Here is a 24,004-nt window from a genome sequence, read left to right as displayed (position 1 = left end):
GGTTACGAATCGACGCGCTGCTGGCAGGCGCGAACGGTGTTGGCCATCAACATCGCGATCGTCATCGGGCCGACACCACCTGGAACGGGTGTGATCGCTGAAGCTTTCTCTGCCACTTCGGCAAAAGCGACGTCGCCGACGAGCCGATAACCGCGCTCCGTCGTCGCGTCGTCCACGCGATTAATTCCCACGTCGATCACGGCGGCGCCGTCCCGGACATGTTCCGCCCGAACAAATTCGGGCTGGCCAATGGCGGCAATCAGGATATCGGCCGAGCGCGTGATGTTGGCCAGCCGTTTGCTGCGCGAATGGACAACGGTCACAGTTGCGTCGCCGCCCTGGCCTTTCCGCATCAGCAATAGCGCCAAAGGTTTTCCGACGATCATGCTGCGCCCCAGAACGACCACGTGCGCGCCCGCAATTTCGATTCCACTCTCGATCAAGAGACGTTGGCAACCCAAGGGCGTGCACGGAACAAACCCCGTGTCATCTCCCAGCGCGAGCTTGGCGACATTGATGGGATGAAATCCATCGACGTCCTTGGTGGGATCAAGCGCCCGCACGATGGCGGCTTCGTCGATCTGCCTCGGCGGCGGCGATTGAACCAGAATGCCGTGAATTGCCGCATCGCGGTTCAACTCTTCCACCCGGGCGAGCAATTGCTCCTGCGTCGTGTCCGCGGGCAATTCGAGCTTCACGGAGTGGAGTCCCAGATCGCGGCACATCTTGTCTTTCGACCGGACATAGGCGCGAGACGCAGGGTCATCGCCCACCAGCACCACCGCCAGGCCGGGCGTCACCCCGCGCTTTTTTAACGCTCCGATTTCGTCCCGCAGCTCCGCATAAACTTTTTCGGCCACCGCGCGGCCTTGAATGAGTCGTGACATAAAGCGAGAATTCTACCGAAGACTCATTCCTGTTCCACCAGGCTCATCATGGCCTTTTGCAAACGGAGCCGCTCCGCCTCAAACTGCGCCGGGTCGGCCAGGGGAGCGACCTGGATGGGCGCGCCGAAGATAGCCCGCAGTTTCGCGAACGGCCGCGGCACCACGAATCGGTCCCAGCTCTTCAGCCGCCAGGAACTCGAATATTCCATGTGGATCGGGACGATGGATGCGCCGCTCTTCTGGGCGAGAAAAACGACACCCTGGCTGGCCTCATAGACCGGTCCGCGCGGACCGTCCGGGGTTAACAAGACATTGCTTCCGGCGGCAAGGGTATCGACCAGCTGGCGCAACGCGAGCATGCCCTTGCGTGAGCTGGAGCCGCGGATGGTGCCATAGCCGGAGCGCTCAATAAAACTCGCAATCAGATCCCCGTCCCGGCTTGCGCTAATCAGGCCGAAGCTTTGGCGGGTCGGAAAGGAGGGATCAAATACCCGCGGCAGCATCAGGAGGCGGTTATGCCAAATGGCGAAGATGACCGGGTGGTTTCGGACGAATTCCATCACGTTGTGTGGATCCTCTACCTGCAAACGAAGAGTGCGCGCCCAGAGACGATATAACCCGAAGCCGAACGTGAGTAACGTCCGGGCGCTCCAGCTATCGAGCTTCACTTTGATGGAGGAGGCGTGCTGTCGTCACGCCAGCGATAGGCAGCCGGGTTGGGCAAACCGAGTTGATCCAGGATCCTCCAGACCACCGTATCGGCGACAGCCTCGACCGAACTGGGCCGGCTGTAGAACGATGGAATGGCCGGCAAAAGAATGGCGCCCGCTTCGAGAAGCGTCACCACATTGCGGGCGTGGACGAGGCTCCAGGGCGTTTCGCGCGGCACGAGAATCAGTTTCCGGCGCTCTTTCAGGAAAACATCCGCGGCCCGCAACAGGGCGGTGTCACTGCAACCGGACGCAACGCGGCCGAGTGTCGCCATCGAGCACGGGACGATCACCATGGCATCGAAACGCGCCGAGCCACTGACGAAGGGGACGTTCAGATCGTTCTCGCCGTGCTCCGATACGCCTTTTGGAATGACGAGACGTTCGACCTCCTGGGCCGCGACCTGTTTCGCATGACCGCTCATGACGAGGTGGACTTCGTTCGCGGCGCAATCGACCTGGGAAAGCAGTCGCTGCAGATAAATCGTGCCGCTGGCCCCGGTGGCGGCAATGACCAATTTCATGCGCCTAACCAATCACAGTCGGATGGGAAACACTAGTGCGGGAAGAACGGCCTGAGGGCAGGCCGTCTCCACGGGAGAAGCCGAGCCGGCCGATGGAGCCGGCCTGCCCTCAGGCCGGTGGGGGTAACCTCGCCATTAGGGTTTGAAATTCGCAGCAAGCACGGGCAAGTAATTGGCGCCATGGTCAAAAAGCTTCTCCACACTCGTTACCGCGTTACCGACCTGGAAAAAACGGTTTCATTTTACAAGGACGTTCTCGGTTTGGAAGAAACGCGCCGGCACACTTCCGGCCGCGGCTCGCAACTGGTCTTCTTCAAAGCGCCCGGCAGCGAGGAGGAAATCGAGATCTGCAAATTCGACGGAAGCGGGCCGGTAATCGTCGGCCCTGATCTGACTCATCTCGCCTTTGAAGTGGACGACATCGAGCAGTTCGCCCGCGAATCGGCCAGGAAGGGTTATCCGCTTTCAGATGGGCCCCACCCCAATGGGAAGAATGGCGCGATTGCGTTTATCGACGCTCCGGAAGGCTACGAAATCGAGCTAATTCAGCGCGGGACCGGCGACTGAACGGATCATCCAACTGCTTGCGCGAGCAAAAGTATTGCTTCTAAATTGCTGCCCATGAGACGCCGAAGGGAAACAACCGCATTTCTTTGCACGATTGTCCTCGCGCTTCTTTGCGTCGCGGCGAAGCCGAAATCAAAGCAGACCTTCAAAGCCGTCCGCCCGATGGACGTGCCGGATGGAATTTCGGAAGTCCGGAAAGCCGAGCCGGTGGCGCCGCCGCCGGGTTCGGTCTCGAAAATCGCGCCGTCCACGCGGGCTGCCAGCGTGATGGTGATCGATGCCCGATCCGGAGAAATCTTCTATGAGAAGAACGCCGACGCGCCCCGCGCCGCCGCCAGCACCCAAAAACTGCTGACGGCTTTGATTGTCGCGGAACGCGGCTTTCTCGATCGGCAGGTGACAGTGGAGCATGTAGACACGCTAGCCGAGCCGGTGAGGCTCAACATAAAGCCGGGGGAAACCTATCAACGGATCGATCTATTGCGCGCCCTGCTCGTGAAGAGCCCGAATGACGTGGCCCGTTGCCTGGCCCGCGATTCAGCGGGAAGCGTGGAAGCTTTCGCCGACCTGATGAACCAGAAGGCCCGCGAGCTCGGCGCGACCCACTCCCATTTTGTAAACCCGAACGGTCTCCCCGTGCCCGGCCAGTATTCTTCCGCGCGCGACCTTTCGATTATCGCGAAGGCCGCCTACGCCAATAGCACCATTCGTTCGATCGTCTGTCTGCCGAACCTGGTCTTCCGCTATTCGAACGGCCGCCTTAGAGAATTGGAGAATACCAACAAGGTGTTAAAACGGCTTGCCTATTGCAACGGGATGAAGACTGGTTACACCGAAGCCGCCGGGCATTGCCTGATCGCCAGCGGCGCGCGGCCGGGGCGGGACATTATTGTGGTCGTCCTTGGGGACAGCAAATCGGGCGTCTGGCAGGACGCGTCCGCGCTGCTTTCCTGGGGCCTCTGGATGTGACGCGGGTCGGGTTTGATTAGAGACCGCCCGCAGCGTTCGCGCGGAGCAACGGTGACGGGACCACCGCCGGATTTTTGATCGGGTCGAGCGGCCCTGTCGCAATGGCATCTTCGGGTCCTTCCGCCGGAGGAGCGGGCTCGGTGGTGTCGGTCGACGCCAGGCGGGTGGCGTTCATCTCGCGGAGCGTGGTGCGTTTCGCGGTCGTGGTAGTGGTCTCGCAAGCGGCAAGGAGAGTGACGGCGAGCAAACCGGCAGTAATTTTCGTGATCATTTTGATTTGAACTCTGTAGTGCTTAGGCGGGAATCTCCCGACGGTCTTTATAATTACTATATTTCCGGCCGATTTGGCAAGAATCTTTTTTGCGAGCCGCGACGCATTTTTGCGAAACCGGATTTCTCCTAGGTAAACCGGCCCAAAATCGGCCCCAGTTTGGCCTTGGTCGCCGCCGGCCAGAGCTTCCGATCCGTGACCAGGGCGGTGTCCAGGGCCCGATGTTCAGGCCAGTTTGGCTCGGTGGGGATCCGGGGGATGGCTGCGACCAGGATCTTTTTAGCGGTTTCAGCATTCGCGATCAAATGCTCGAAGACGGTCTGGGCGGAAACCGGCTCTTCTTCGACCTTCCAGCAGTCGTAATCGGTAATCATAGCCAGGGTTGCGAGAGCGATCTCCGCTTCGCGCGCCAGCTTGGCTTCGGGGACATTGGTCATCCCGATTACGTCGAAGCCGTTGCGTCGATTCAGCTCGGATTCGGCTCGAGTCGAGAAGGCGGGCCCGTCCATGTTCACGTAGGTCCCGCCGTTATGAACATTGACCCCCAGGGTTCGCGCCGATTCCGCCAGAATGTTGCGCAAGTCCGTCGAGATCGGGTCGGCAAAGCCGATGTGGGCCGCGATCCCGTCGCCGAAGAATGTGTGGATGGCGCGCTGACTCGTACGATCGAAAAACTGCGAGGGCAGCAGGATGTCGCGCGGCGCGTATTTCTCCTGCAAGCTGCCGACTGCGGTGACGCAAATAATCCAGCGGACATTCAGCGAGCGAAGGGCATAAATGTTCGCCCGGTGATTCAGTTCGTGGGGCAGGAGGCGATGTCCGCGTCCATGGCGCGGAAGGAAGTAAACCTGGCGGCCCTGCAGTTGCCCGCCGATCAAGGCATCGGACGGATCGCCAAACGGCGTGGAAACTCGGAGCTCGGTCGGGTTTTCGACGCCCTCCATTTGGTAGAGGCCGCTCCCGCCGATGATGCCAATAGCCGCCGTGTCTTCGCTCATTGCGCGCGATTAAAATGGAATGGGTGAGGAGAGCGCAAGCTTACAGCGTCCCAATCTGGGCCCCGCCGCCCGATTCTGTTCGCGAACCGCTTCGGGTTCGGTTCAAATAGCATTCGTATGAAGCTTCGCTACCTCCTGACTCTCATTGCCATCGTTTTGGTCCTCGCCTCCTGTTCTTCTCCGGAGCCTACGTCCACCGCGAGCCGATCGTCAGCTGCCGCGGAAACAGACCATTATGCCTCGCCGCCGCGTGATCGGCCCGGGTTGGGAACGAAATGGGGTGAAACCCGCGATTCGCGGGTCACGGCTACGACGTTCCTCCGGGCGAGCCCGCAGCCCCTCGCCACGGCGGCAATCTACTACAACAACGCGGCTGGAATCCAGGCGATGGCTGGAGCCGCCAACGCCCGGAGGCAATGGCCGTTGCTTCGAGCGCCTGCCGGAAATCTCGTGTCCGTTGGGTTGCGCGACCAAAGCGGGAGCTTTTTGCCCGGCCTCGTTGTCGGCGATCGCTGGTTCGTGGTGGGCGAGGAAGGACGCCGCTACTCCATCGTCGTTCGCAATCGGAGCGACTTGCGCCTGGAAGTAGTCCTTTCGGTGGACGGGCTCGATGTCATGGACGGCAGGACGGCTTCATTCCGAAAACGCGGCTACCTCATTGAACCGCATCGGCAACTGGTGGTGGAAGGTTTTCGGCAAAGCACGGACGCCGTGGCCGCGTTTCGATTCGGCCCGGTTCGCGAATCCTACGCCAACCAGAAGTATGGCGACACGCGTAACGTGGGCGTGATCGGAATCGCGCTTTTCCACGAGCGCGGCACCAATCCGCTGATTGATCGGGATGCCCAACGGCGGCTCAAGGCGGACCCGTTCCCGGGACGTTTCGCCACGCCTCCTTGACGCCGAGCCGGCCATGGCGCGCCGGCGGCTCCTGTGCCATTCTTCTCCCCCGCTCATGCCGAAATTCTTCATCAAAACCTACGGCTGCCAGATGAATGAGCGCGACTCGGAACAGGTCGCCCATTCTCTGCTGGCGCGGGGTTACGAACGCGCCGCCCAGGAAACGGATGCGGACGTGGTCTTGCTCAACACCTGCAGTGTGCGGGACATGGCCGAGCAAAAGGCGCTCGGGAAGATGGGAATGCTGGGGCAAATCGCCCGGCGCCGGCCGGAAGTGGTCTTTGGCTTCCTGGGTTGCATGGCGCAGGCGCGGGGAAACAGGCTTTTCGCCGAAGTTCCGCATCTGGATCTCGTCGTGGGAACCCAAAAATTTCATCGGGTCGCGGATTACATCGACGAGCTCGTGGAGAAAAAGCGGACCCGGCAAATGGACGACGTTCGCTTTTCGATTTGTGACACAGAAGAAGAGGCCGGTTCCGCGGAGACTATTCGCGATCACGAAGTCAAAGACCGGCAGGCGACCGCCTTCGTTTCGATCATGCAGGGCTGCAATATGCATTGCACTTTTTGCATTGTGCCCCAAACCCGCGGCGCTGAGCGAAGCCGTTCCATCGCCGAAATTGTGCGCGAGGCGCGCGATCTCGTCGCCCGGGGGGTGAAGGAGATCACTCTTCTGGGACAAATCGTGAACCTGTATGGCCGGCGCGAGTTTGCCTCCGTCGACGGCAAAAGCCCGTTCGTGCAGTTGTTGGAAGCGGTTCATGAGATCGACGGCCTGGAGCGCCTCCGCTTTACTTCGCCGCATCCGATTGGATTTCGCGACGACCTGCTCCGGGCTCTCGCCGAATTGCCGAAACTCGCGGAGCACGTTCACCTCCCGCTGCAATCCGGGTCGAACCGGATTTTGAAGGCGATGCATCGCCCTTACACGGCCGAAAAATATCGATCGCTGGTCGAGCGAATTCGCCGGACGCGCGACGAGATTGCGATTACCACCGACGTGATTGTCGGGTTTCCCCACGAAGACGAAGACGATTACCAGCGGACCCGAGACCTGGTTGAAGAAATTCAGTTCGATAACGCCTTCGTCTTTCGCTACTCGACTCGTCAGGACACTCCGGCCGCGGCGATGGAGCAGGTCGAGGAACGCGTGAAAGAGGAACGCAACCGGGACCTGCTGAGCGTGGTCGATGCTTCCGCCCATCGCGCCAACGAACGTCTTGTTGGCCGCGATCTCGAAATTCTCTGTGAGGGACCAAGCCGGACGAATGCCGCCCGGCTCATGGGCCGGACGCGCACGAACAAGATCGTCGTCTTCGAGGGAAAGCCGGACCTGGCCGGTCAGATCTTCGACATCCATGTCGCCCAGGCGAATGGATTCAGCTTGTATGGAACGCCGGTCATGCAACCGTCTCCGGATTTCGCATGATTTATCATCTGTCGCTCCAAACCGCTGGATTTATCGCGGGTGTTTTCTTGCTGCTCCTCGGTCTTGGCGGCCTGATCAAACCCGCTTCAGCCCAGGCTGTTGCCCGTAGTTTGCCGCGGTCTCGAGTGGCTGGTTTTGCACTCTTAACTCTGGCCTTTTTCTGGAGCTTTTGGCTGTTGGCGACGATGGAGATGGGAGAATTCAGCAGCTTTCGAAAGCCGCTGTTGGTGATTCTCCCGATCGGGTTCCTCCTCGTGCTGCGGTTCGTGGATGAATTTCTCGCCGCGCGAGCGCTTGGCATTCTCTTTCTGCTCTCCGCGGAACCGCTCCTGGATGCCGCCTTTTTCCGCGGCGAAACCAGCCGGCTCCTGGTGACGGTCTTCGCCTACCTCTTGATTGTGATTGGACTAATCTGGGTCACGATGCCGTATCTTTTGCGGGACCAGATTAATTGGAGCGCCCGCACCATGGGGCGCTGGCGGCTCACGCATGGCGTTGCTCTCCTTTACGGCGCCGCCATCCTGGCCTGCGCTGTGACGCGCTATTGATCGGGCGCGGCGGCGGTATCCGCCCACCGTTGCGATGAACCGGATTCTCGTTCTCCGCGGGGGCGCGATTGGGGATTTTGTCCTGACGCTGCCGGCGCTCAAGCTTCTCCGCGATCGGTTCCCGAAGGTGCACCTGGAAATCCTCGGCTACCCACGGATTGCGGCGCTCGCCGAAAAGCGTTTTTACGCGGACGCGATTCGCCCCATCGAGTCTGCCTCGCTCGCGAAATTTTTCGCAAAGGATGCGGAGCTCCCTCCGGAGACGGTCAGCTACTTCCGCGGGTTCGACTTGATCGTGACTTATCTCCACGATCCAGACGGAATCCTGAAAGACAATTTGAAGCGATGCGGGACGGCAAAGCTTTTGGTGGGTCCCTCGAAGCTGGACAACAGCGCGCACGCGGCAATTCAGCTGGCCCGGCCGCTCGAAGCGCTCGATCTGCATTTGGAAGATTCGGCCGCCCATATTTATCCGAGTGCCGAGGACCGCGGTCTGGCGAGGCGTTATCTGGGAGAGAAGTCGACGCCAACCATCGCGCTGCATCCCAGCAGTGGAAGCGAAACAAAGAACTGGGCGGTCGAGAACTGGATTGAGCTTGGCGGCCTGCTTTTGTCAGCCGGTTACGAGCTCCTGGTTATCGCAGGTGAAGCTGACAAGAAGCGGGTGAGAGTCCTGGAATCGGCGTGGATTGGGAAACCAGTGCGATTTGTGAAGCACCAGGCGCTTCCGCAGTTGGCCGCGCTGTTCGAAGGCGGTTTCTTTGTCGGGCATGACAGCGGGATCTCGCACATCGCCGCAGCCGCCGGAGCGAGGTGCGTTCTCCTCTTCGGGTGGACTGATCCCGCGATCTGGGCGCCCACGAACAAAGACGTGACCGTGCTTCGGGCGCTGGATGGGAAAATGGAAAATCTCGGTCTCGATACGGTCGCCGCTGCCGTGCGGGCCGCGTGGCAATCAGGCTAGGATACGCCGTTGTCCGCTTCGCATACCGAAGCGGCTCCAACAGACGACTCGCTCGCCGCCTTACGAGCTGATGCGCATCGGCATCAGGACGTAGAGGAAGGGCGTCTGGATTTTCAGCACGCCCGGGCTCATTTCGTCGATGAGGTCGAGGAAGACTTCGTCTTCGGTCAGGGCGCGCAACGGCGCCATGAAAAATTCCGGGTTAAACGCAATCGAGAAATCGCGCCCCTTATAGACAACCGCCAGGGACTCCTTCGCCTCTCCGACTTCCGGCGTGTTCGCGGTGATGTCGATATTGTTCTTGGTGAAATTCAGCTTAATCGAATTCGACTTGTCACTCGCGAGCAGGGAAACCCGGCGGAGCGAATTCAAAAATGTCTCTCGTTCGAGGGTGACGCGCTCCTTCGTCTCGGTGGGAATCACCTGCTTGTAGTTTGGATAATTTCCTTCGATCAATTTCGAAACCAAAAGCGTGTTGTTGAGGTCGAACGCGATCTGGCCACTCCCCACGCTCACCTTCACTTCGCCGTCATCGGTCAAAAGCCGGGACAATTCCGTGACCGCCTTCGTCGGGACAATGATATCCGCCTCATGGCTGCGCGGGAATTCCAGCTCAATGTCGACCATGGCCAGCCGCCGCCCATCGGTGGCGACGAGGGTAAGTTTGTTCTCCTTCAGGCTGAACAAAAGACCATTGAGAACGTAACGCGTCTCATCCGTGGAAATGGCGTACGAGGTTTTGCGCAGACCATCGCGCAAATCCTTCTGCCGGATCGTAATTACCTTCGCGCTGTCGAATTTCGGGAGGGGCGGAAACTCTTCTTCGGGCAGGCCGAGAATCTTGAAATAACTTTGCCCGCTACGGATGGAAGCGGCGTTTTTTCCGTCGACTTCGATCTGGACTTCGCTCGAGGGCAATTCGCGGATGATGGTGAACAGACGGCGGGCCGGCAAAGTCGTGGCGCCTTCCTTCTCCACGTTCGCCTCGAAGCCTCCGCGCACGCCCACGTCGAGGTCGGTCGTCGTCAAATGGACCTCACTTCCTTTGGCCTGGAGGAGGACGTTGGAGAGAATCGGAAGAGTGGTGCGGGTGCTGACGACGTTCTGCACCTGCTGCAAACCTTCGAGCAATTTTTCTTTGGTGGCGCTGAATTTCATGAAGGAGCGGAAAGCTAAGATGTAAGGCTTACGATTTTATTCGGCAACCGCAAACTCCTTTCCTTCGCGCGTGAGAATTCCGCGTCCTCCTCAGCGCTGGAGGGCGCTGTCGATGAATGAGATGGTTTGGCGAATGTTGTCCTGCTCCTGCATCCGCCGCTTCACCAGTTTGCAGGCGTGCAGAACGGTCCCGTGATCGCGTCCGCCAAACGCATCACCGATTTCGTTGAGCGATGCCTTGGTCAGTTCGCGGGCGAGATACATCGCGATCTGGCGGGGAAAAGCGATATTGGCCGGGCGCCGCTTGCTCGTCATGTCGGCAAGGCGCACGTCGAAATGTTCCGCCACCCGCCGTTGGATTTGCTCAATGGTCACGGCGTGCCGGGCTTCCTCCTGGAGGATATCCTTGAGCAGATGCTCGACCACGTCGTTGGTCAACGCTTTGCCGCTGAGGGAAGCGAACGAGGCGACGCGCATGAGCGCGCCTTCCAGCCGGCGCACATTCGTGCGGATGCGATTGGCCAGGAACTCGTAAACTTCATCGCGCAGTTTGATCTGCAGCGTGTGCGCCTTTTTTCGGAGAATGGCCATGCGCGTCTCCACATCCGGCGGCTGCAATTCCGCGGTCAATCCCCACTCGAAACGGGAAACAAGGCGATGCTCGAGGTTCGCGATCTCGGAGGGCGGCCGGTCGCTGGAAAGGACGATCTGCTTATGGCCGTCAAAAAGCGTGTTGAACGTGTGGAAGAATTCCTCCTGCGAACGTTCCTTCCCGCCGAGAAACTGAATGTCGTCGATCAAAAGCAAATCGGCCTGGCGATAACGCTTCCGGAATTTGACCAGGTTGTTGTGCTGGATCGCGTCGATGAATTCATTGATGAATACCTCGCTGGAAAGGTACATCACCTTCGCGCCCTTTTTGTTCATCCCGACGTACTGGCCGATCGCCTGCATCAGGTGCGTCTTGCCAAGTCCCACGCCACCGTAAATGAAAAGCGGGTTGTAGGTGCGCGCCGGAGTTTTGGCGACCGCCAGGCTCGCGGCGTGTGCAATTTCGTTGTTCGGGCCGACCACGAACGATTCGAAGTTGTTGCGCGGATTCAGGCCGAGCGGACTGCTGGATTGTTTGGCGTCGCGGCCCGTGTCGCTGGCAAATTCCTTGGCCGAAATTTCCGCGACCTCGGCATCTTCCTTTTTGGTCGATCCGTCAGCGCCGGTAGAGAAGTTCACGACGCGCGGTGCGCCGAACGCGGTTACAATTGCGGCCTGCAAGGCGGCCATGTGATTACTCTCGATCCAGAATTGGTAAATATTGTTTGGAACCCGAAATGTCAGCGTCTCATCGGTCGCGTCGACGAGTTTTACGGCGGAAAACCAGCGCTTAAAAGTGTCCGGGCTGACCTGCGGCTTGAGAGCAACCGACAGTTTCTGCCATAGCTGAGAATGCTTCTCGTCCATGCCGACTTGTTAACAGGGTTAAACAACCGGCTTCGCGCCGGGCGAAAGCGAATGTTGCAGGGTAATAAATGATTTCATCGCGGCGTTTCCCTGGGGCATGTCACCGTTCTGCCACGAAGGATTCTGCGTTGAAATTGCGAAATACGAGGGAAAAATTGGTTGCGAACCGGTATGTGACATCTGCGTGACGAAGGAAGAGGACTGGTTCGGCGATGCTTCGGATACTCTGGCGGGTGTTATACTCATTCTAGCTCCTAATAATGGTCAAAAACTGTTCACATCTTATTAACACCAGCACTCTTTGCTCCCTGCCAGCGGCTTGAGATTAGAAACCGCTCTCAGATGCGACAAGAAAAAACCTGAACTTTATTTTTGGCGGCCAATCAAAAAAATCTTGACGAAAAATCCCACTTCGAAGAAGGCGGCGCTAACCATTCGGGCGCGCGAGCGAAGTTGACCCAATCGTCCCGTTCGCGCAACGTTGCTCCCGGATTCGCCTTCTTTCCTCGAGGCGGCGCCGTTGCAATGCCTTCGTCCTTTTTCCGGAAAATCACGAACCGAGCGAACCTCTGTCGCTGTCTGGCCGTCGCGCTGGTCGTCACGGCCGTTTCCGCGCGGGCGGCGGAAGACATCCCGCCACCTTTCGGATTCCATTGGAAGGATTCGATGACGAAGCTCGAGCAGGTGCTGATGGCGGCGAAAGCGAAAATCGTCACGCGCGAGCGCAAGGAGAAGCGGGACGTCTGGACGGTTGAGGGCCTGGTCCAGCCGGGGCTGAAGCGGACGCTCTTCACTTTCCGGGACGGCTTTCTCGTGGAAGTGGAATTACAATACGAATACCCGGAATGGACGATCGAGCACTACAACGATCGAATGGGCGAAATCCGGCGATATTTCGACGCGAAATTCGGGACGGGGAAGCTGGTTTCCCGCTCGCGCGACACCGATTCCGATGTGATCCAGACCCTGGTGGGATATCAATGGATCGTGGGCGGAACGATGCTGGAGCTCTTTTATTTTTCCGCGCAACGCGACCAGATGGTTTTCCGCAGCATCACGGTCACTTACAAGGCGATTTAGCCGCCGTCGGGAAGCTAGATATTCCGCTGCGTCTCTTTCTGGAGCCGCTTGAGCCTGCTCGAGAGGCTCGCTTTCGCCGCCGAACTCATCCGGTCGATGAACAGGATCCCGTTAAGATGATCCGCCTCGTGCTGGAGAGCGCGGGAGAGCAGGCCGGAGGCGTCGATCCGAATCTTCTCGCCCTCCAGCGTTTCCGCTTCGAGCTCGACCGAAAGCGCGCGCTCAATCTCAGCGGTGATCTCGGGAAAGCTAAGGCAGCCTTCGGTCCCCGAATCTTTCTCTTCGCTCAAACGCAGGACTGGATTCAGCAGAACGAGCGGCATCGCCGTCGTCAGATCATCCACGACCGCGCCGTTCAGCGTCATTGTGCTCGGCCGATCCTCGATCTGCGAAACGTCGAGAACCGTCAATTGCAGCGCCTGGCCCACTTGCTGGGCCGCGAGACCCACCCCATTGGCGAGGTGCATCGTCTCGAGCATGTCCTCCGCGAGCGTCCGAATCCGATCGTCTACGGATTCGATTCGTTTCCCTTTCACCCGCAGGATCGGGTCGCCATATTTCTTGATTTCCAATCTCATTTCTCACCGCGGGTGAAAGCCGGCAGGTTTTTTACTCCGGCAAGCTTCAAGGCATCCATGACCTTGATGATCGTGCCGAACGATGCCTTTTTGTCGGCCTGCAGCGCGAGCGCGGCTCTACGCGTGGCCGGTAAACTGCGCACAGCAGCCTCGAGCTGGTCTGCCTCGATCACCTGTCCGTCCAGCCGAATTTCATCGGTCTCATTCACGCTGACGATGGCGTGGTCCAGTTCGGTGGAGGTCTTGGTCGAGGTCTTCGAATCGGGGAGATTGATCTGAACCTCAGGCTGGTCCTTTTTGAATGTCGTCGAAACGACAAAGAAGATCAGCAAAATCGTCAGGATATCGACCAGGGAGACGATGATGATGGAAGGCGCCCGCCTTTTTCGGACTGCGATCTTCATGCCGGGACAATCGCTTCCGGGCTCACGCGACAGGCGCCCGGGCCGGCGACGGCGCGGTCGATCTCGAGGGTGGCGGCATTTCTTCCCGCGGAACGCGGCCGTAATAGATTTTCGCGATGAGATCGGAGACGAGCGATTCCATTTCCACCGACATCACTTCCACTTTTTTCGAGAAGTAACTGAACCCGATGAGCGCGGGGACGGCGATCGACAAACCGAAGATCGTGCAGTTGAGGGCCTCGGAAATTCCAAGAGCCACGGCCTTGGTATCGGACGCGCCGGTGCTCAGACCCAGACCCGAGAAAACATGGACCAGGCCTGAGACGGTGCCGATCAGGCCGATGAGCGGCGCGATGCCCGTAACTACTTCCAGCACAATCAATCCCCGCTCGAGTCGCACGAGCTCGCGCCGGGCCCGCGTTTGCACCGATTCGATATTTTCCGAACGCGGCCAGCGGAGATGCTGCAACGCCGTGCGAACAACACCGGCCAGGGAAGAATTGTCGTCATTCACAATGCGCAGGAGCCGTTCGGGGCTGCCTCCTGGCACCAGCCGTTCGATTTCGCTTTCGATCACCAAAGGCAGCACTTTTTTTTCCCGCAGGGTAAGGGCGGCGAGGACGACGGTGGCAACCATGACGATCGAGCACAGCAGAAGCGGCCACATAAAAGGGCCCCCCTTGCCGAAAAAGCTCAGCATGGTGTGAAGTGTGTCGATCATTTAGAAATGCGAATCCGTGCAATCATTAGTTTGCGTATAAGATAAACGTCAACTCCTCCTGCAAACCTTCCGGCGGAAGGGTGCTGGCAACGTCCTCCGGGATCGGTGGCAACTTTAGCTCCTGGACCGACTGAAGGCAGACGCTGGCGAACGCTTCGTTGGCGGTGTTCTCCGCCACTCTCAGATTGATCACGCGACCCGATCGGTCAATCGAGAAGGTTAATTTCGTCGTGCCGATGCTGATCAGATCGCGTTTCTGGGACGTGTGCTGATACCAGCGCGCGCCCACGGCATCATACATTTGTTTTTGGTAGCGGCCGAGCGGCGTCCCGACCGTGTTGAGTGCGGAAGGGCCTCGATTTGAAATGCTTCCCGCCATCCGATTTTCCTGCCTTTCGGGGCGGTAAGTGGAAGCAGGGTTATTCGGTTTCGGACGCGGGGCTGGAGGCGCGGTCGAGGCGGAAGGCTCTGGCGGAGGAGAAGGCTCCGTTTCCTCGGGAGTGTTCAAAGGAGGGGGCGGTGTCGTCCGGAGCATCGCGAGTTGGTCCGGCTCCGGCGTCGTGGCGGAGGGCGGGCTCGGCGACGATTTTGGCGGCTCGGATGGTTTCGTTTCCGGAGTTCGGGCAGGTGACGGCTTCGACTCCGGCGGCGGCGCCTGTTGGACCGGAGGCTGCGGCTGCGATCCGAGGGTCGGGAGCGAATAGTCGTGCGTGTCGAGATTCAGATCAGGACGGTCTTTTCCGTCCTGGCTGGGCAAAGGAAGGTCTCCGCTCGGAGGAAGGTTGCTCGCGGCCAGCGAATTCGCGTTTGATTGAAACGTCTGATCCTTTGGCTTTTCCTTCGATTCCTTGTCAGCCTCGGTCTCGACAAAGGCCGGATTCTTCGGAACGGGGGGTGGAGGCGGCTCGGATAAATCAACGAGGGTCAGCTCGGCCGGCGTATCTTCCGGGGGAGCAGAGGGCGTGAATATTCCCCCGAAGGCGGCCAGCGCGTATCCGACGGCGAGGTGCAGGAAAAGCGAGATCAGGACCGCGATCGCGAGCTTCCGGCTCTCTTTCTTATGGACCATCTTCAAGGAGGCCAAATCATATCGCAGATCGGATAGCCTAACAACCTGGGCGCTGGGCGTCGCTTTCTGCTGCCTTGGGCGGCGCTCCGCCCTTGCGCGCGTGATGAAAAAGATATTGCTGGGCGTAACCACCGTGCGTGCCAAAGTACGCGTCGCAAAATTCGCGGAGCTGCCGGGCGGTGACCTTCTTTCGCCGCGGAAAATATTGCTCTCTCAGGACCCTTTCGATCCAGACATCAATCGGAAACGCCTTCAGCCGCTCGTAGGCGAACAGCATCACGCAATTCGCCACCTTCACGCCGACGCCCGGCAATTCGCAGAGCCGTCCCCGCAATTCGTCGTCCGGCAATTTCCGCCAGGCGTCCAGGTCCGCCTCCCCCTTCGCCACCCTTCTCGCCGTCTCGAGCAAATTCTTCGCCCGATAACCGAGCGCACACCGCCGCAGCTCTTTCTCACTGCTCCGCGCTAACCTTTCCGCGCTGGGAAAATCATATACGTCAGTGACGTATGTCATCAGGGGCGCGTCTGTCGCTCTGTCATCCCGAGCGAAGCGGAGCGCAGTCGAGGGACCCCGTGGAACGTCGAGTTTGCTGCCAAAGCGGCGCCGCAGCGCCAGCGAGATCTGGCGGATGTGGGCCACCTGTTTCATCGACGAACAAATGAAAGTCGCCAGGCATTCCCAAAGCGGCTGGCGGATGATGCGCAATCCCTGGCAGAAATCGCTTGCCGCCGTCATCGAAGGATCGCGCGGGAATGACCGGCAGATCTCCGTCAATGAATGATCGAGGGAGAAATAGTTCGTGACGACCTTCGCCGTGACGCCGGCAAAGTGCAGCTCGCCACCGCGTTGCTCGACATACACTGCCTTTTCCCCAATCGCTCCGACGAAACCCAGGCCGTGCTTTTCCCAATGAAAGACCTGGCCGCAGTTGAGTGTTTTCTCCAAATCAAAGTCTCGCCCGGCGATTTTCATCCTCGATCCCACCTTGCGCAGCGGGAAAATTCTGTCACCTAACTTCCCATGGACAGCCGTCTCGTCATCGACACTGGCGTTCTCCTTCTCTACTTCGTCATCATCATCTTCATCGGCCTGCGGATGGGCCGGAAGGAAGACAACCTCGAGGACTTTGCTCTCGGCGGCCGGCGCATCCCCTGGTGGGCGGTGCTTGCGTCGCTCATCGCCGCTGAAACCAGCGCCGGCACCTTCTTCGGTACGCCGGGCGAAGGATACACCCACCGCGATTACACCTACCTCCAGCTTGCGTTCGGCACGATCATCGGCCGCATTCTCGTCAGTTACATTTTCATCAAGCCGTACTACGACTACAGGGTTTTCTCGATCTACGAATACCTGACCGCGCGGTTCGGCGTTGGAAGCAAGAACGCCGCGTCCGCGGTGTTCATGATCACGCGTCTGCTCGCGTCCGGGACGCGGTTGTACGTCGCCGCCATCGCTCTTGCCCTCGCCTACGAGATGATCAGCGGTGCGCGGCCGAACGAAACCCAAACGCTCTGGATTTACATCGGCGCCACCGTGGTCATTGTGATTTTGACGGCGATTTACACCACGCTGGGCGGCATCAAAGCCGTCATTTGGACCGATCTAATTCAAGCTTCGATCATGATCGGCAGCGCCGTGGCCGCGCTCGGGCTGCTTTATCTCTCCATTCCCGGTGGCTGGCAGGAAATTGTCCAGCGGCGGGGCGATTTTCACTTCTCCGATCTAATTGCCACTGGTCTCGATCCAGCAAAAAGCGGCTGGGACAAATGGAAAACAATGTTCGAAACCGAATACACGATCTTTGCTGGCTTGATTGGCTCGGTCTTCATCACCATGGGAACGCACGGGACCGATCAGGACATGGTCCAGCGCATGTTGACGGCGAAGGACGTGCGCCGAAGCCGCCGCTCGCTGATCCTGTCCGGACTCGCCGATATACCGATTGCATTCACGTTTCTGAGCATTGGCCTGCTGCTCTGGGTTTATTATCAGGCCCATCCTGATCCGACCTTGTCGAAAACGCCGAACGAAACGTTCTGCCATTTTATCCTCTACGAAATGCCGGTCGGACTACGGGGATTGCTGCTGGCCGGAATTTTCGCCACGGCGATGGGTTCGCTTAGCACGGCGCTCAATGCGCTCGCCACCAGTTTCACTCGCGATTGGTACGAGCCTTACATCAATCCCGCTGCGAACGATGAGCAAAGCCTGCGCGCCGTGCGCTGGGCAACGGTTTGGTTTTCCGTCCTGATGATTGTCGTCGCGTCGGCGACGGCGTATTTGGTGATCGTCTATCCGAACGTCCGGATAATTCCGATCGTCCTGAGCATTTTTGGATACACCTACGGGTCGCTCCTCGGCGTATTCTTCGCGGGCATGCTGACGCGGACTCGTGGAAACGATCGCGGAAACGTCCTCGCGATGATCGCCGGCTTCGTCGTAGTGGCGGTTCTGAGCGGACTGCCGAACAAAGTCGCCGATATCTTTGGCGGCAAACTCTACGCGCAGCCCGATTGGCTGCCGGTCATGGAATTCCCGTGGTGGATCTTCTTCGGGACGCTCGTGACCTTCTTCATCGCGATTCTGTTCCGCACCGGACGCGATCATCATTCGCCGGCGGCCGCGATCGAGCCGTTAGCTTGATTTTCCAACCGCCCCCCACGCTTCCTGCAATCCGCGTGCGGCGATTTCCTTTTCTAGAAGGGACCGCTCGACTTCTGTCGCTGCCAGCATCCCGCGAATGTCGCGGAGATGTTTTTCACCGCCACCTTCACGATAGAATTCCAGCTTGTGAACAATCACGTATTCTGGCGGCGCTAACCAAAGTTGGATGCCGTCGACATCGATTAGCCGCCGGTTACGGATCGCCCAGCCGTGAAGCGGATCGCCAATGCCTACGTAAACATCGGCCTTAAAGCCGCTGTCGAAATGGATCAGGTTAATGTGGCCGCCCTGATCCCTCGCGCGTTCAACTTCGACCACGTTACGCGGCGGCCGGTAGAATTCCGCATCTGGAAAAACCTGCTCCAGGGCGACGACTGAGCCCGAGTCGAGCAGAATGATGATATCAATATCCAGGGTTGTGCGAATTTCGCCGTAAATGATAGAGGCGATCGCTCCGGTGGCCGCCCATGGGGCGCCGAGCGCATTAAAACGCGGCGCGAAAACAGAAGCAGGATCAGCTTCGGCCATTCAATACCAGTCGGCGAAGCTCCGCGACAATCTGATCGTCACTCCAATCTGGATGCTGATTCCGCAAAGCAGCAGCTTTCAATCGCCCCATCGATCGGATGAATCCCAGCGCGATCTGCGCCCGGCGCTCGAGCGACATTTTGCGGAGAGCTTTGATCTGCTCGGGATGCAGGCCGCCTTCAACAAACATGACTAGGATCTTACTCGCTCTTCTTCTCGGGCGCGAGGTTGATTCCGAGTTCGCGCAACTGCCGCTCATCGACATCGCCCGGTGATTGGGACATGAGGTCGATCATACGGTTGGTTTTTGGGAAGGCGATCACTTCGCGGATGCTTTCTTCGCCGGCGATCATCATGACGATCCGGTCGAGCCCGAAAGCGATGCCGCCGTGCGGCGGAGTGCCGAGACGAAAAGCGCGCAGGATGTGGCCGAAAAGTGACTGCTGAGCTTCCTCGTCAATGCCGAGGGCGGCGAAGAGTTTCGCCTGCAAATCAGGCTCGTGAATCCGAATGCTCCCGCCGCCGAGCTCCACGCCATTGAGGACCACGTCGTAGGCTTCAGCGCGGATCTCAGCGAACTCTCCGGCTTCGAGTTTGGCGACATCGTCCGCCTTTGGCCGGGTGAACGGATGATGGACCGCGTTCCATTTCTTTTCCGCGGCGTCGAAGGCCAGGAGCGGGAAGTCGGTGACCCAGAGAAAATCGAGCTGTTCTGAATTCGCGGTCAGTTTTTGCATCTCCGCGACGCGCAATCGAATCCGGCCCAGGACTTCGCAGGCGATTTCCCGTTTGTCGGCCACAAACAGGATCAGATCGCCTTCCTCAATCAGAAGTTTCGAGCGCAAGGCGTCCTTCTCGGTCTCGGAGAAAAATTTCACGAGCGGCGATTTCCATTCGCCATTCTCGACCTTGATCATGGCAAGGCCTTTGGCGCCGTAGTGCTTCGCCATTTCGGTGAGATCGTCACTTTGCCCTGTGGTCAGTGACGCGAACCCCTTCGCATTGATTGCTTTCACGGAGCCGCCGGAATCGAGGGTGCCGCGAAACATTTTGAACGAACTCTCGCGAAAAATCTCGGCCAGATCGGTGAGATGCAGGGCGAAGCGGCGATCCGGTTTGTCGCTGCCGAATTGATCCATCGCCTCCGCGTAGGTCATGCGGGGAAAGGGGGTCGCGATTTCAACGCTGCGCCCGGCGCGAAAGAGCGCGGCCAGCAAGCCTTCGACCAGCGTGAAAATGTCGTCTGGCTGGACGAAGGACGCTTCGATGTCGATCTGGGTAAACTCCGGTTGCCGATCGGAGCGCAGGTCTTCATCCCGAAAACACCTGGCGATCTGGAAATATTTTTCGATGCCGCCCACCATGAGCAACTGTTTGTATTGCTGCGGGGCCTGGGGCAGCGCGTAGAATTTCCCATTCTGGATCCGGCTCGGGACCAGGAAATCGCGGGCGCCTTCCGGCGTGCTTTTGGAAAGGATCGGCGTCTCGATCTCGACGTAACCTTGTGCATCGAGAAAATCGCGGGCCGCCTTCGTAACACGATGACGGAGGCGCAGGTTTCGCGTCATCTGCGGCCGGCGCAGATCGAGGTAACGGTAGCTGAGCCGCAAATCTTCGTTGGCCGGTTCGCTTTCGACGACGGGGAAGGGCAGGACCTCGGCCCGATTCAAAACAGTCAGCGTGTCGGGCACGAGTTCGATGTCCCCGGTCGGCATTCGCGGATTCGCCATCCCGGGCGCGCGCGGCGCCACTTTGCCCTGCACCTGAATGACATCTTCGTAGCCAAGCTGATGCGCTTGTTTGGCCAGCTCGGCGTTTTCTTCGGGCCGGAAGACGACCTGCGTCAGTCCCTCCCGATCGCGCAGATCAACAAAGACCACGCCACCAAGGTCGCGGCGAACATGGACCCAGCCCGCGAGCGTGGCGGTTGAGCCAATATCGCTTTTCCGAAGTTGAGCGCAGTGGTGGGTTCGATACATCAGGCAGACAAAAGAGCGGCAACTTTCGCCCTAACTTCTTCGCGCGCCACCAGAGTTTGCTCGCCGCTGCGCAGATCCTTGATTTTCGCCTGCGGCCATTCATCGCCGAACAAAACCGCCACCCGCGCACCAAGCTGCTCGGCATTTTGAAATTGCTTGCCTACCTTCGCCGGCGCCAGCGGATAATCGACTCGGAAACCGGCTTCACGCAGGGACTGGATTTGGGCAAGCGCGTCGGCCCGCCGCTCTTCCTTGGCGATCACGACGTAGATGTCGAGATCGTGTTGTCCGGCCACGGCGGCCGCCAATTGCTGCTGGGCCGCCGGAATTTCCTCAATCAATTCCGCCAGGACCACGTCGCCCATGGCAAAGCCGATGGCGGGGAGCGAAAGCGCGCCGTTGCTCAATTGGGAGATGAGGTTGTCGTAGCGGCCGCCGCCGGCGAGGGCGCGCAATTTGCCCCCTCGATCGAACGCTTCGAAAACAATCCCGGTATAATAGGCCAGGCCGCGGACGATCCCGAGGTCGACCTGGACAAAGTCGCCGAGGCCGCGTCCCCGAAGGGCCTCGACTACCTGCTCCAGCTTCTCGCTCCGCCCTTCGCCATCCAGGATCTTGAAAATCGGTTCGGCCAGCGGGCCGAGTTTCGCTGCCGTTTTCTCGCGCGGCTCGCGTTCGCTCTTGTCGATGACCTGCAATGTCTCCTGCCATTTTTCCTCCGGCAAATTCTGCTGCCGGAGAAAGTCGATCCAGAATTGGCGGTCGCTGATTCGAACCACGAAGTCATTCGCACCAAAACCGAAGCCGCGGAGGAGATCCACGCAAAGCGCGATCATCTCGACGTCAGCGTCGAGCGACGTTTCGCCGATGATGTCGGCATTGAATTGGTAGTGCTCTCGGAGCCGGCCGCGCTGCTGTTTTTCATAACGAAAACAATGCGGAATCGAGAACCACTTGAGCGGTTTTTTGAATTCGCGGTCGTGAGCGGCGACGACCCGCGCCAGGGAAGGCGTCAGCTCGGGGCGCAGCGCCACTTCCCGTTCGCCTTTATCGGTGAAATTGAAAAGCTGTCCGACAATCTCCGGTCCACTTTTTTTCGTGTAGAGCTCCGTCGGCTCGAGCGCAGGGCCTTCCCATTGCACGAAACCGTAACGCCGCGCGACGTTCCACCACTTTCCGAAGATGTAATTTTGTCGCGCCCAATCTTTTGGCAAAAAATCGCGAAAACCGGGCAAGGGCTGATTTTGCGTCATAAACAGAGGCGACCGGGGTAGCGGCAGATTACGAAATTAAGGTGCGGTTGAATAAACTCCAGCTTCGAGCAGTCGGATGAATGCACGACGGAGAGCATCCGTTTAACCAAAGCAAAGGAACATATGAAACAAAACAGATTGACCACACTATTGGCAGCCGGAGCCGTCAGCGCAATCGCGCTCACCACAGCTTTCGCGCAAACCTCTTCGACCACCACCACTACCACTAATCCGGCCGTGACCACCAGCAGCTCATCGACGACTACCACATCGACCAGCTCGATGGACGGGTCGGGAACGATTACCACCTACACGCCGGGCTCGGACTACATCACGTTTAAGACCGAGACGAGCACGACGCCGGTGAAGTATTACTACACCAAGAGCACGACCATCGTCGACCCGGAAGGCAAGACCGTGGCCTGGTCCTCGCTCAAACCCGACATGCCGGTGAAATACACCTACGTGAAGGAAGGCGACCGCATGGTGATCAGCAAGATTACCCTGACCAAGCCGGTGTCGTACTACGAAACCACGGAAAAGACGACCACCACCACGACTACGACCAAGCCTTAACGGCCACTTCGTAGTTTCGAATTAAGATTCAAAACACCCGCGGAACGTGTTTCCGCGGGTGTTTTCTTTAATAAGGAGGGGCGCTTTCCAAACCGCCCTTCTTCTCTAGATCGCGCTCTCGCGCGATCATTATTTCCGGCGGCTTCGCCGCTGTCGTTTTGGTCGGCGGTTTGGAAAGCGCCGCTCCTTGGTACTTAACCTCCGTAGCCGTTCGGGAATTTCTGGTGCCATTTCCAGGCACTTTCGATGATGGCGTCGATACTCTGAAATTGGGGATGCCAGCCCAGTTCCCGTTGAATTTTTTCTGACGCCGCCACGAGGCGCGCGGGATCGCCAGGCCGCCGCGATTTTTCAATCACCGGGATTTTGTGCCCCGTAATTTTTCGGCAGGACTCGATCACTTCGCGCACACTCGTGCCCCCGCCGGTGCCGAGGTTGTAGCAGGCACTGGCCGGCGATTGCAACGCCAGGAGATGCGCGCGGGCCAAATCGAGGATGTGAATATAATCCCGGATACAGGTCCCATCCGGGGTTTCGTAGTCGGTGCCGTAAATCTCCACCTCCGCTTTTTGCCCGAGCGCGACTTTCAGCACATTCGGAATGAGATGAGTTTCGACCCGGTGTTCTTCGCCGAGCTTCTCCGAGGCGCCGGCGGCGTTGAAATAACGGAGCGTGACAAAGCGCAGGCCATGGATCTCGTCGTACCAGCGCAGGATTTTCTCGAACGCGAGTTTTGACTCACCGTATGGATTAATCGGGCGTTGCGGCAGGGTCTCGTCAATCGGGAGGCGGTCGGGCGGTCCAAAGATGGCGCAGGTGGAGGAAAACACGAGGCGGTTGACCTGGGTGGCCACCATGGCGTCGAGCAGGTTCAGGCCGTTGGAGATATTGTTTCGAAAGTATTTCGAAGGATTTACCATCGATTCCGCCACGAGGGCGCTGGCCGCGAAATGCATGACGGCTTCCGGCCGGGAAGCTTTGAGCGCGGATCGAATCTGATCGGCGCTGGCCAGGTCGCCCTCGATAAATTCGGCGCGGGAATCGACCGCTGCGCGATGGCCTTCCGAAAGATTATCGAAGATGCAGACTTCGTAGCCTTCGTTGAGAAGCAGCTCGGCGCAGACGCTGCCGATGTAACCGGCGCCGCCGACCACAAAGATTTTCATCGCGCAAGTTGTGGCGCTCCTGCGCGCGATGTCAAAGCAAACAAACTTAGGTTCGCTGTTCGAGGCCCGCGATCATCCGCCGGATGAGGCGGTTTCTTTTTCGCGGCCCGAGAACTTTGAGGCTCTGTTCCCTGGAACCCCATTCGATGATATCGATGTCGACATGCCGGACTCCCCAGGCGCGCATGGCGCTCCGGCTGGTCTTGTAAAGGTCGATCGTGTTGGTCCCAATAAGGGCGCCGCCATAATCGTCAATCACGTAACGGTCCGACGTTCCAACAATCTGGAATCGAGTTCCGAGCGGGAACCGGGACCAGTCCGCCGCGGCGCTCATGACATTCGCGCCGGCGAGGCGCGTGCCGATGGCATTGCGGCGCCCGCCGCGCTCCGTGTGGGTGTAGGCGGTCGTGCGAACGTTCGCAATCCGCCGCGCGCCGGTGATGGTGGCCGGCCGCATCTGCGCGCTTTCCGAGGTTCGGGTCGAAGGCGATTCACAACTGGCTGCGGCGCACGCCAAAGCGCCGAGCATGATGACTTTATGCAGGGTCTTCATTGGGAGACGGAAAGCCGCTCAATACCGATTGAAGCCCAGCGGCGCAAGC

27 protein-coding genes are annotated in these 24,004 nt (G+C 59.0%); 9 read left to right on the top strand and 18 right to left on the bottom strand.

All coding sequences use genetic code 11. From position 1 onward, the window contains the following. Positions 1 to 2 precede the first annotated feature (2 nt). The 3 genes from VJU77_12305 to VJU77_12295 are packed head-to-tail and all read right to left on the bottom strand — an operon-like array spanning position 3 to position 2,121. Positions 3 to 887: a tetrahydrofolate dehydrogenase/cyclohydrolase catalytic domain-containing protein gene (locus VJU77_12305; GenBank protein HKP04126.1), complete on the bottom strand. Its 885-nt coding sequence runs from the start codon at positions 885 to 887 to the stop codon at positions 3 to 5. 23 nt (positions 888 to 910) lie between these two features. Further along, positions 911 to 1,555, bottom strand: coding sequence for a lysophospholipid acyltransferase family protein (locus VJU77_12300; protein HKP04125.1), 645 nt, complete (start codon positions 1,553 to 1,555; stop codon positions 911 to 913). After that, positions 1,552 to 2,121 carry a UbiX family flavin prenyltransferase gene (locus VJU77_12295; GenBank protein ID HKP04124.1) on the bottom strand — a complete coding sequence of 190 codons (570 nt, stop codon included), beginning with the start codon at positions 2,119 to 2,121 and terminating at the stop codon, positions 1,552 to 1,554. Before VJU77_12295 ends, VJU77_12300 begins: the two co-directional genes overlap by 4 nt. A gap of 180 nt (positions 2,122 to 2,301) precedes the next feature. Between VJU77_12295 and VJU77_12290 the strand changes: the two genes are divergently transcribed. Further along, positions 2,302 to 2,688 (top strand): VOC family protein, encoded by a 387-nt coding sequence (locus VJU77_12290; protein HKP04123.1) that lies wholly within the window; start codon positions 2,302 to 2,304, stop codon positions 2,686 to 2,688. Positions 2,689 to 2,742: 54 nt separating this feature from the next. After that, positions 2,743 to 3,657, top strand: coding sequence for a D-alanyl-D-alanine carboxypeptidase family protein (locus VJU77_12285; GenBank protein ID HKP04122.1), 915 nt, complete (start codon positions 2,743 to 2,745; stop codon positions 3,655 to 3,657). 16 nt (positions 3,658 to 3,673) lie between these two features. Here VJU77_12285 and VJU77_12280 read toward each other — a convergent pair whose 3' ends face one another. Next, complete coding sequence (locus VJU77_12280) at positions 3,674 to 3,928, bottom strand: hypothetical protein (GenBank protein HKP04121.1); 255 nt, start codon at positions 3,926 to 3,928, stop codon at positions 3,674 to 3,676. Positions 3,929 to 4,056: 128 nt separating this feature from the next. Beyond that, positions 4,057 to 4,926, bottom strand: coding sequence for an S-methyl-5'-thioadenosine phosphorylase (gene mtnP, locus VJU77_12275; GenBank protein HKP04120.1), 870 nt, complete (start codon positions 4,924 to 4,926; stop codon positions 4,057 to 4,059). 117 nt (positions 4,927 to 5,043) lie between these two features. On the opposite strand from mtnP, the gene VJU77_12270 reads away from it, so the two are divergent. Genes VJU77_12270 through VJU77_12255 form a run of 4 tightly spaced genes read left to right on the top strand, consistent with a single transcriptional unit; the run spans position 5,044 to position 8,767 of the window. Beyond that, positions 5,044 to 5,826: a hypothetical protein gene (locus VJU77_12270; GenBank protein ID HKP04119.1), complete on the top strand. Its 783-nt coding sequence runs from the start codon at positions 5,044 to 5,046 to the stop codon at positions 5,824 to 5,826. A gap of 55 nt (positions 5,827 to 5,881) precedes the next feature. Continuing rightward, positions 5,882 to 7,255, top strand: coding sequence for a tRNA (N6-isopentenyl adenosine(37)-C2)-methylthiotransferase MiaB (gene miaB / locus VJU77_12265; GenBank protein HKP04118.1), 1,374 nt, complete (start codon positions 5,882 to 5,884; stop codon positions 7,253 to 7,255). Beyond that, the gene (locus VJU77_12260; GenBank protein ID HKP04117.1) at positions 7,252 to 7,803 is read left to right on the top strand and encodes a hypothetical protein; all 552 of its coding nucleotides are present in this window, start codon (positions 7,252 to 7,254) and stop codon (positions 7,801 to 7,803) included. The genes miaB and VJU77_12260 overlap by 4 nt, the downstream gene beginning before the upstream one ends. A gap of 34 nt (positions 7,804 to 7,837) precedes the next feature. Then, positions 7,838 to 8,767, top strand: a complete 930-nt coding sequence (locus VJU77_12255) for a glycosyltransferase family 9 protein (GenBank protein HKP04116.1) — start codon at positions 7,838 to 7,840, stop codon at positions 8,765 to 8,767. Positions 8,768 to 8,827: 60 nt separating this feature from the next. Here VJU77_12255 and dnaN read toward each other — a convergent pair whose 3' ends face one another. Both dnaN and dnaA read right to left on the bottom strand, forming a co-directional pair. After that, positions 8,828 to 9,925, bottom strand: a complete 1,098-nt coding sequence (gene dnaN / locus VJU77_12250; protein HKP04115.1) for a DNA polymerase III subunit beta — start codon at positions 9,923 to 9,925, stop codon at positions 8,828 to 8,830. A 90-nt stretch (positions 9,926 to 10,015) separates the two neighbouring features. Continuing rightward, on the bottom strand, positions 10,016 to 11,383 hold the full coding sequence (gene dnaA / locus VJU77_12245; protein HKP04114.1) for a chromosomal replication initiator protein DnaA: 1,368 nt from the start codon (positions 11,381 to 11,383) through the stop codon (positions 10,016 to 10,018). A 525-nt stretch (positions 11,384 to 11,908) separates the two neighbouring features. Here dnaA and VJU77_12240 point away from each other — a divergent pair. Continuing rightward, positions 11,909 to 12,463, top strand: a complete 555-nt coding sequence (locus tag VJU77_12240) for a hypothetical protein (protein HKP04113.1) — start codon at positions 11,909 to 11,911, stop codon at positions 12,461 to 12,463. 14 nt (positions 12,464 to 12,477) lie between these two features. Here VJU77_12240 and VJU77_12235 read toward each other — a convergent pair whose 3' ends face one another. The 5 genes from VJU77_12235 to VJU77_12215 are packed head-to-tail and all read right to left on the bottom strand — an operon-like array spanning position 12,478 to position 16,208. Further along, entirely contained in the window at positions 12,478 to 13,041 is a 564-nt protein-coding gene (locus VJU77_12235; GenBank protein ID HKP04112.1) for a peptide deformylase, read from the bottom strand. Next, complete coding sequence (locus tag VJU77_12230; protein HKP04111.1) at positions 13,038 to 13,445, bottom strand: biopolymer transporter ExbD; 408 nt, start codon at positions 13,443 to 13,445, stop codon at positions 13,038 to 13,040. The genes VJU77_12235 and VJU77_12230 overlap by 4 nt, the downstream gene beginning before the upstream one ends. 22 nt (positions 13,446 to 13,467) lie before the next feature. Beyond that, on the bottom strand, positions 13,468 to 14,166 hold the full coding sequence (locus VJU77_12225) for a MotA/TolQ/ExbB proton channel family protein (GenBank protein ID HKP04110.1): 699 nt from the start codon (positions 14,164 to 14,166) through the stop codon (positions 13,468 to 13,470). Between the two features lie 25 nt (positions 14,167 to 14,191). Then, positions 14,192 to 15,235 (bottom strand): energy transducer TonB, encoded by a 1,044-nt coding sequence (locus VJU77_12220; protein ID HKP04109.1) that lies wholly within the window; start codon positions 15,233 to 15,235, stop codon positions 14,192 to 14,194. Positions 15,236 to 15,272: 37 nt separating this feature from the next. Continuing rightward, entirely contained in the window at positions 15,273 to 16,208 is a 936-nt protein-coding gene (locus VJU77_12215; protein ID HKP04108.1) for a DNA glycosylase, read from the bottom strand. A gap of 48 nt (positions 16,209 to 16,256) precedes the next feature. Between VJU77_12215 and VJU77_12210 the strand changes: the two genes are divergently transcribed. Continuing rightward, positions 16,257 to 17,879: a sodium:solute symporter gene (locus tag VJU77_12210; protein ID HKP04107.1), complete on the top strand. Its 1,623-nt coding sequence runs from the start codon at positions 16,257 to 16,259 to the stop codon at positions 17,877 to 17,879. Here the strand turns inward: VJU77_12210 and VJU77_12205 are convergent. Genes VJU77_12205 through hisS form a run of 4 tightly spaced genes read right to left on the bottom strand, consistent with a single transcriptional unit; the run spans position 17,871 to position 21,660 of the window. Further along, positions 17,871 to 18,428 carry a hypothetical protein gene (locus tag VJU77_12205; protein HKP04106.1) on the bottom strand — a complete coding sequence of 186 codons (558 nt, stop codon included), beginning with the start codon at positions 18,426 to 18,428 and terminating at the stop codon, positions 17,871 to 17,873. The two genes, VJU77_12210 and VJU77_12205, sit on opposite strands and share 9 nt — an antisense overlap. Next, complete coding sequence (locus VJU77_12200) at positions 18,415 to 18,618, bottom strand: hypothetical protein (GenBank protein HKP04105.1); 204 nt, start codon at positions 18,616 to 18,618, stop codon at positions 18,415 to 18,417. Before VJU77_12200 ends, VJU77_12205 begins: the two co-directional genes overlap by 14 nt. A 10-nt stretch (positions 18,619 to 18,628) precedes the next feature. Further along, positions 18,629 to 20,407: an aspartate--tRNA ligase gene (gene aspS / locus VJU77_12195; protein ID HKP04104.1), complete on the bottom strand. Its 1,779-nt coding sequence runs from the start codon at positions 20,405 to 20,407 to the stop codon at positions 18,629 to 18,631. Continuing rightward, on the bottom strand, positions 20,407 to 21,660 hold the full coding sequence (gene hisS / locus VJU77_12190) for a histidine--tRNA ligase (protein ID HKP04103.1): 1,254 nt from the start codon (positions 21,658 to 21,660) through the stop codon (positions 20,407 to 20,409). The genes aspS and hisS overlap by 1 nt, the downstream gene beginning before the upstream one ends. Before the next feature lie 123 nt (positions 21,661 to 21,783). Between hisS and VJU77_12185 the strand changes: the two genes are divergently transcribed. Then, a complete protein-coding gene (locus tag VJU77_12185) occupies positions 21,784 to 22,236 on the top strand; it encodes a hypothetical protein (protein HKP04102.1) in 453 nt (150 codons plus the stop codon). Positions 22,237 to 22,430: 194 nt separating this feature from the next. On the opposite strand, the gene galE is transcribed toward VJU77_12185, so the two are convergent. Continuing rightward, complete coding sequence (galE, locus tag VJU77_12180; protein ID HKP04101.1) at positions 22,431 to 23,402, bottom strand: UDP-glucose 4-epimerase GalE; 972 nt, start codon at positions 23,400 to 23,402, stop codon at positions 22,431 to 22,433. A 46-nt stretch (positions 23,403 to 23,448) separates the two neighbouring features. Beyond that, complete coding sequence (locus VJU77_12175) at positions 23,449 to 23,955, bottom strand: 3D domain-containing protein (protein ID HKP04100.1); 507 nt, start codon at positions 23,953 to 23,955, stop codon at positions 23,449 to 23,451. Positions 23,956 to 24,004 lie beyond the last annotated feature (49 nt).

It is taken from the genome of Chthoniobacterales bacterium (assembly GCA_035274845.1).
Taxonomy (GTDB): domain Bacteria; phylum Verrucomicrobiota; class Verrucomicrobiia; order Chthoniobacterales; family UBA10450; genus AV80.
The sequence above is the reverse complement of the archived record's forward strand: the minus strand, read 5'-3'. Positions and strand labels throughout refer to the sequence as shown.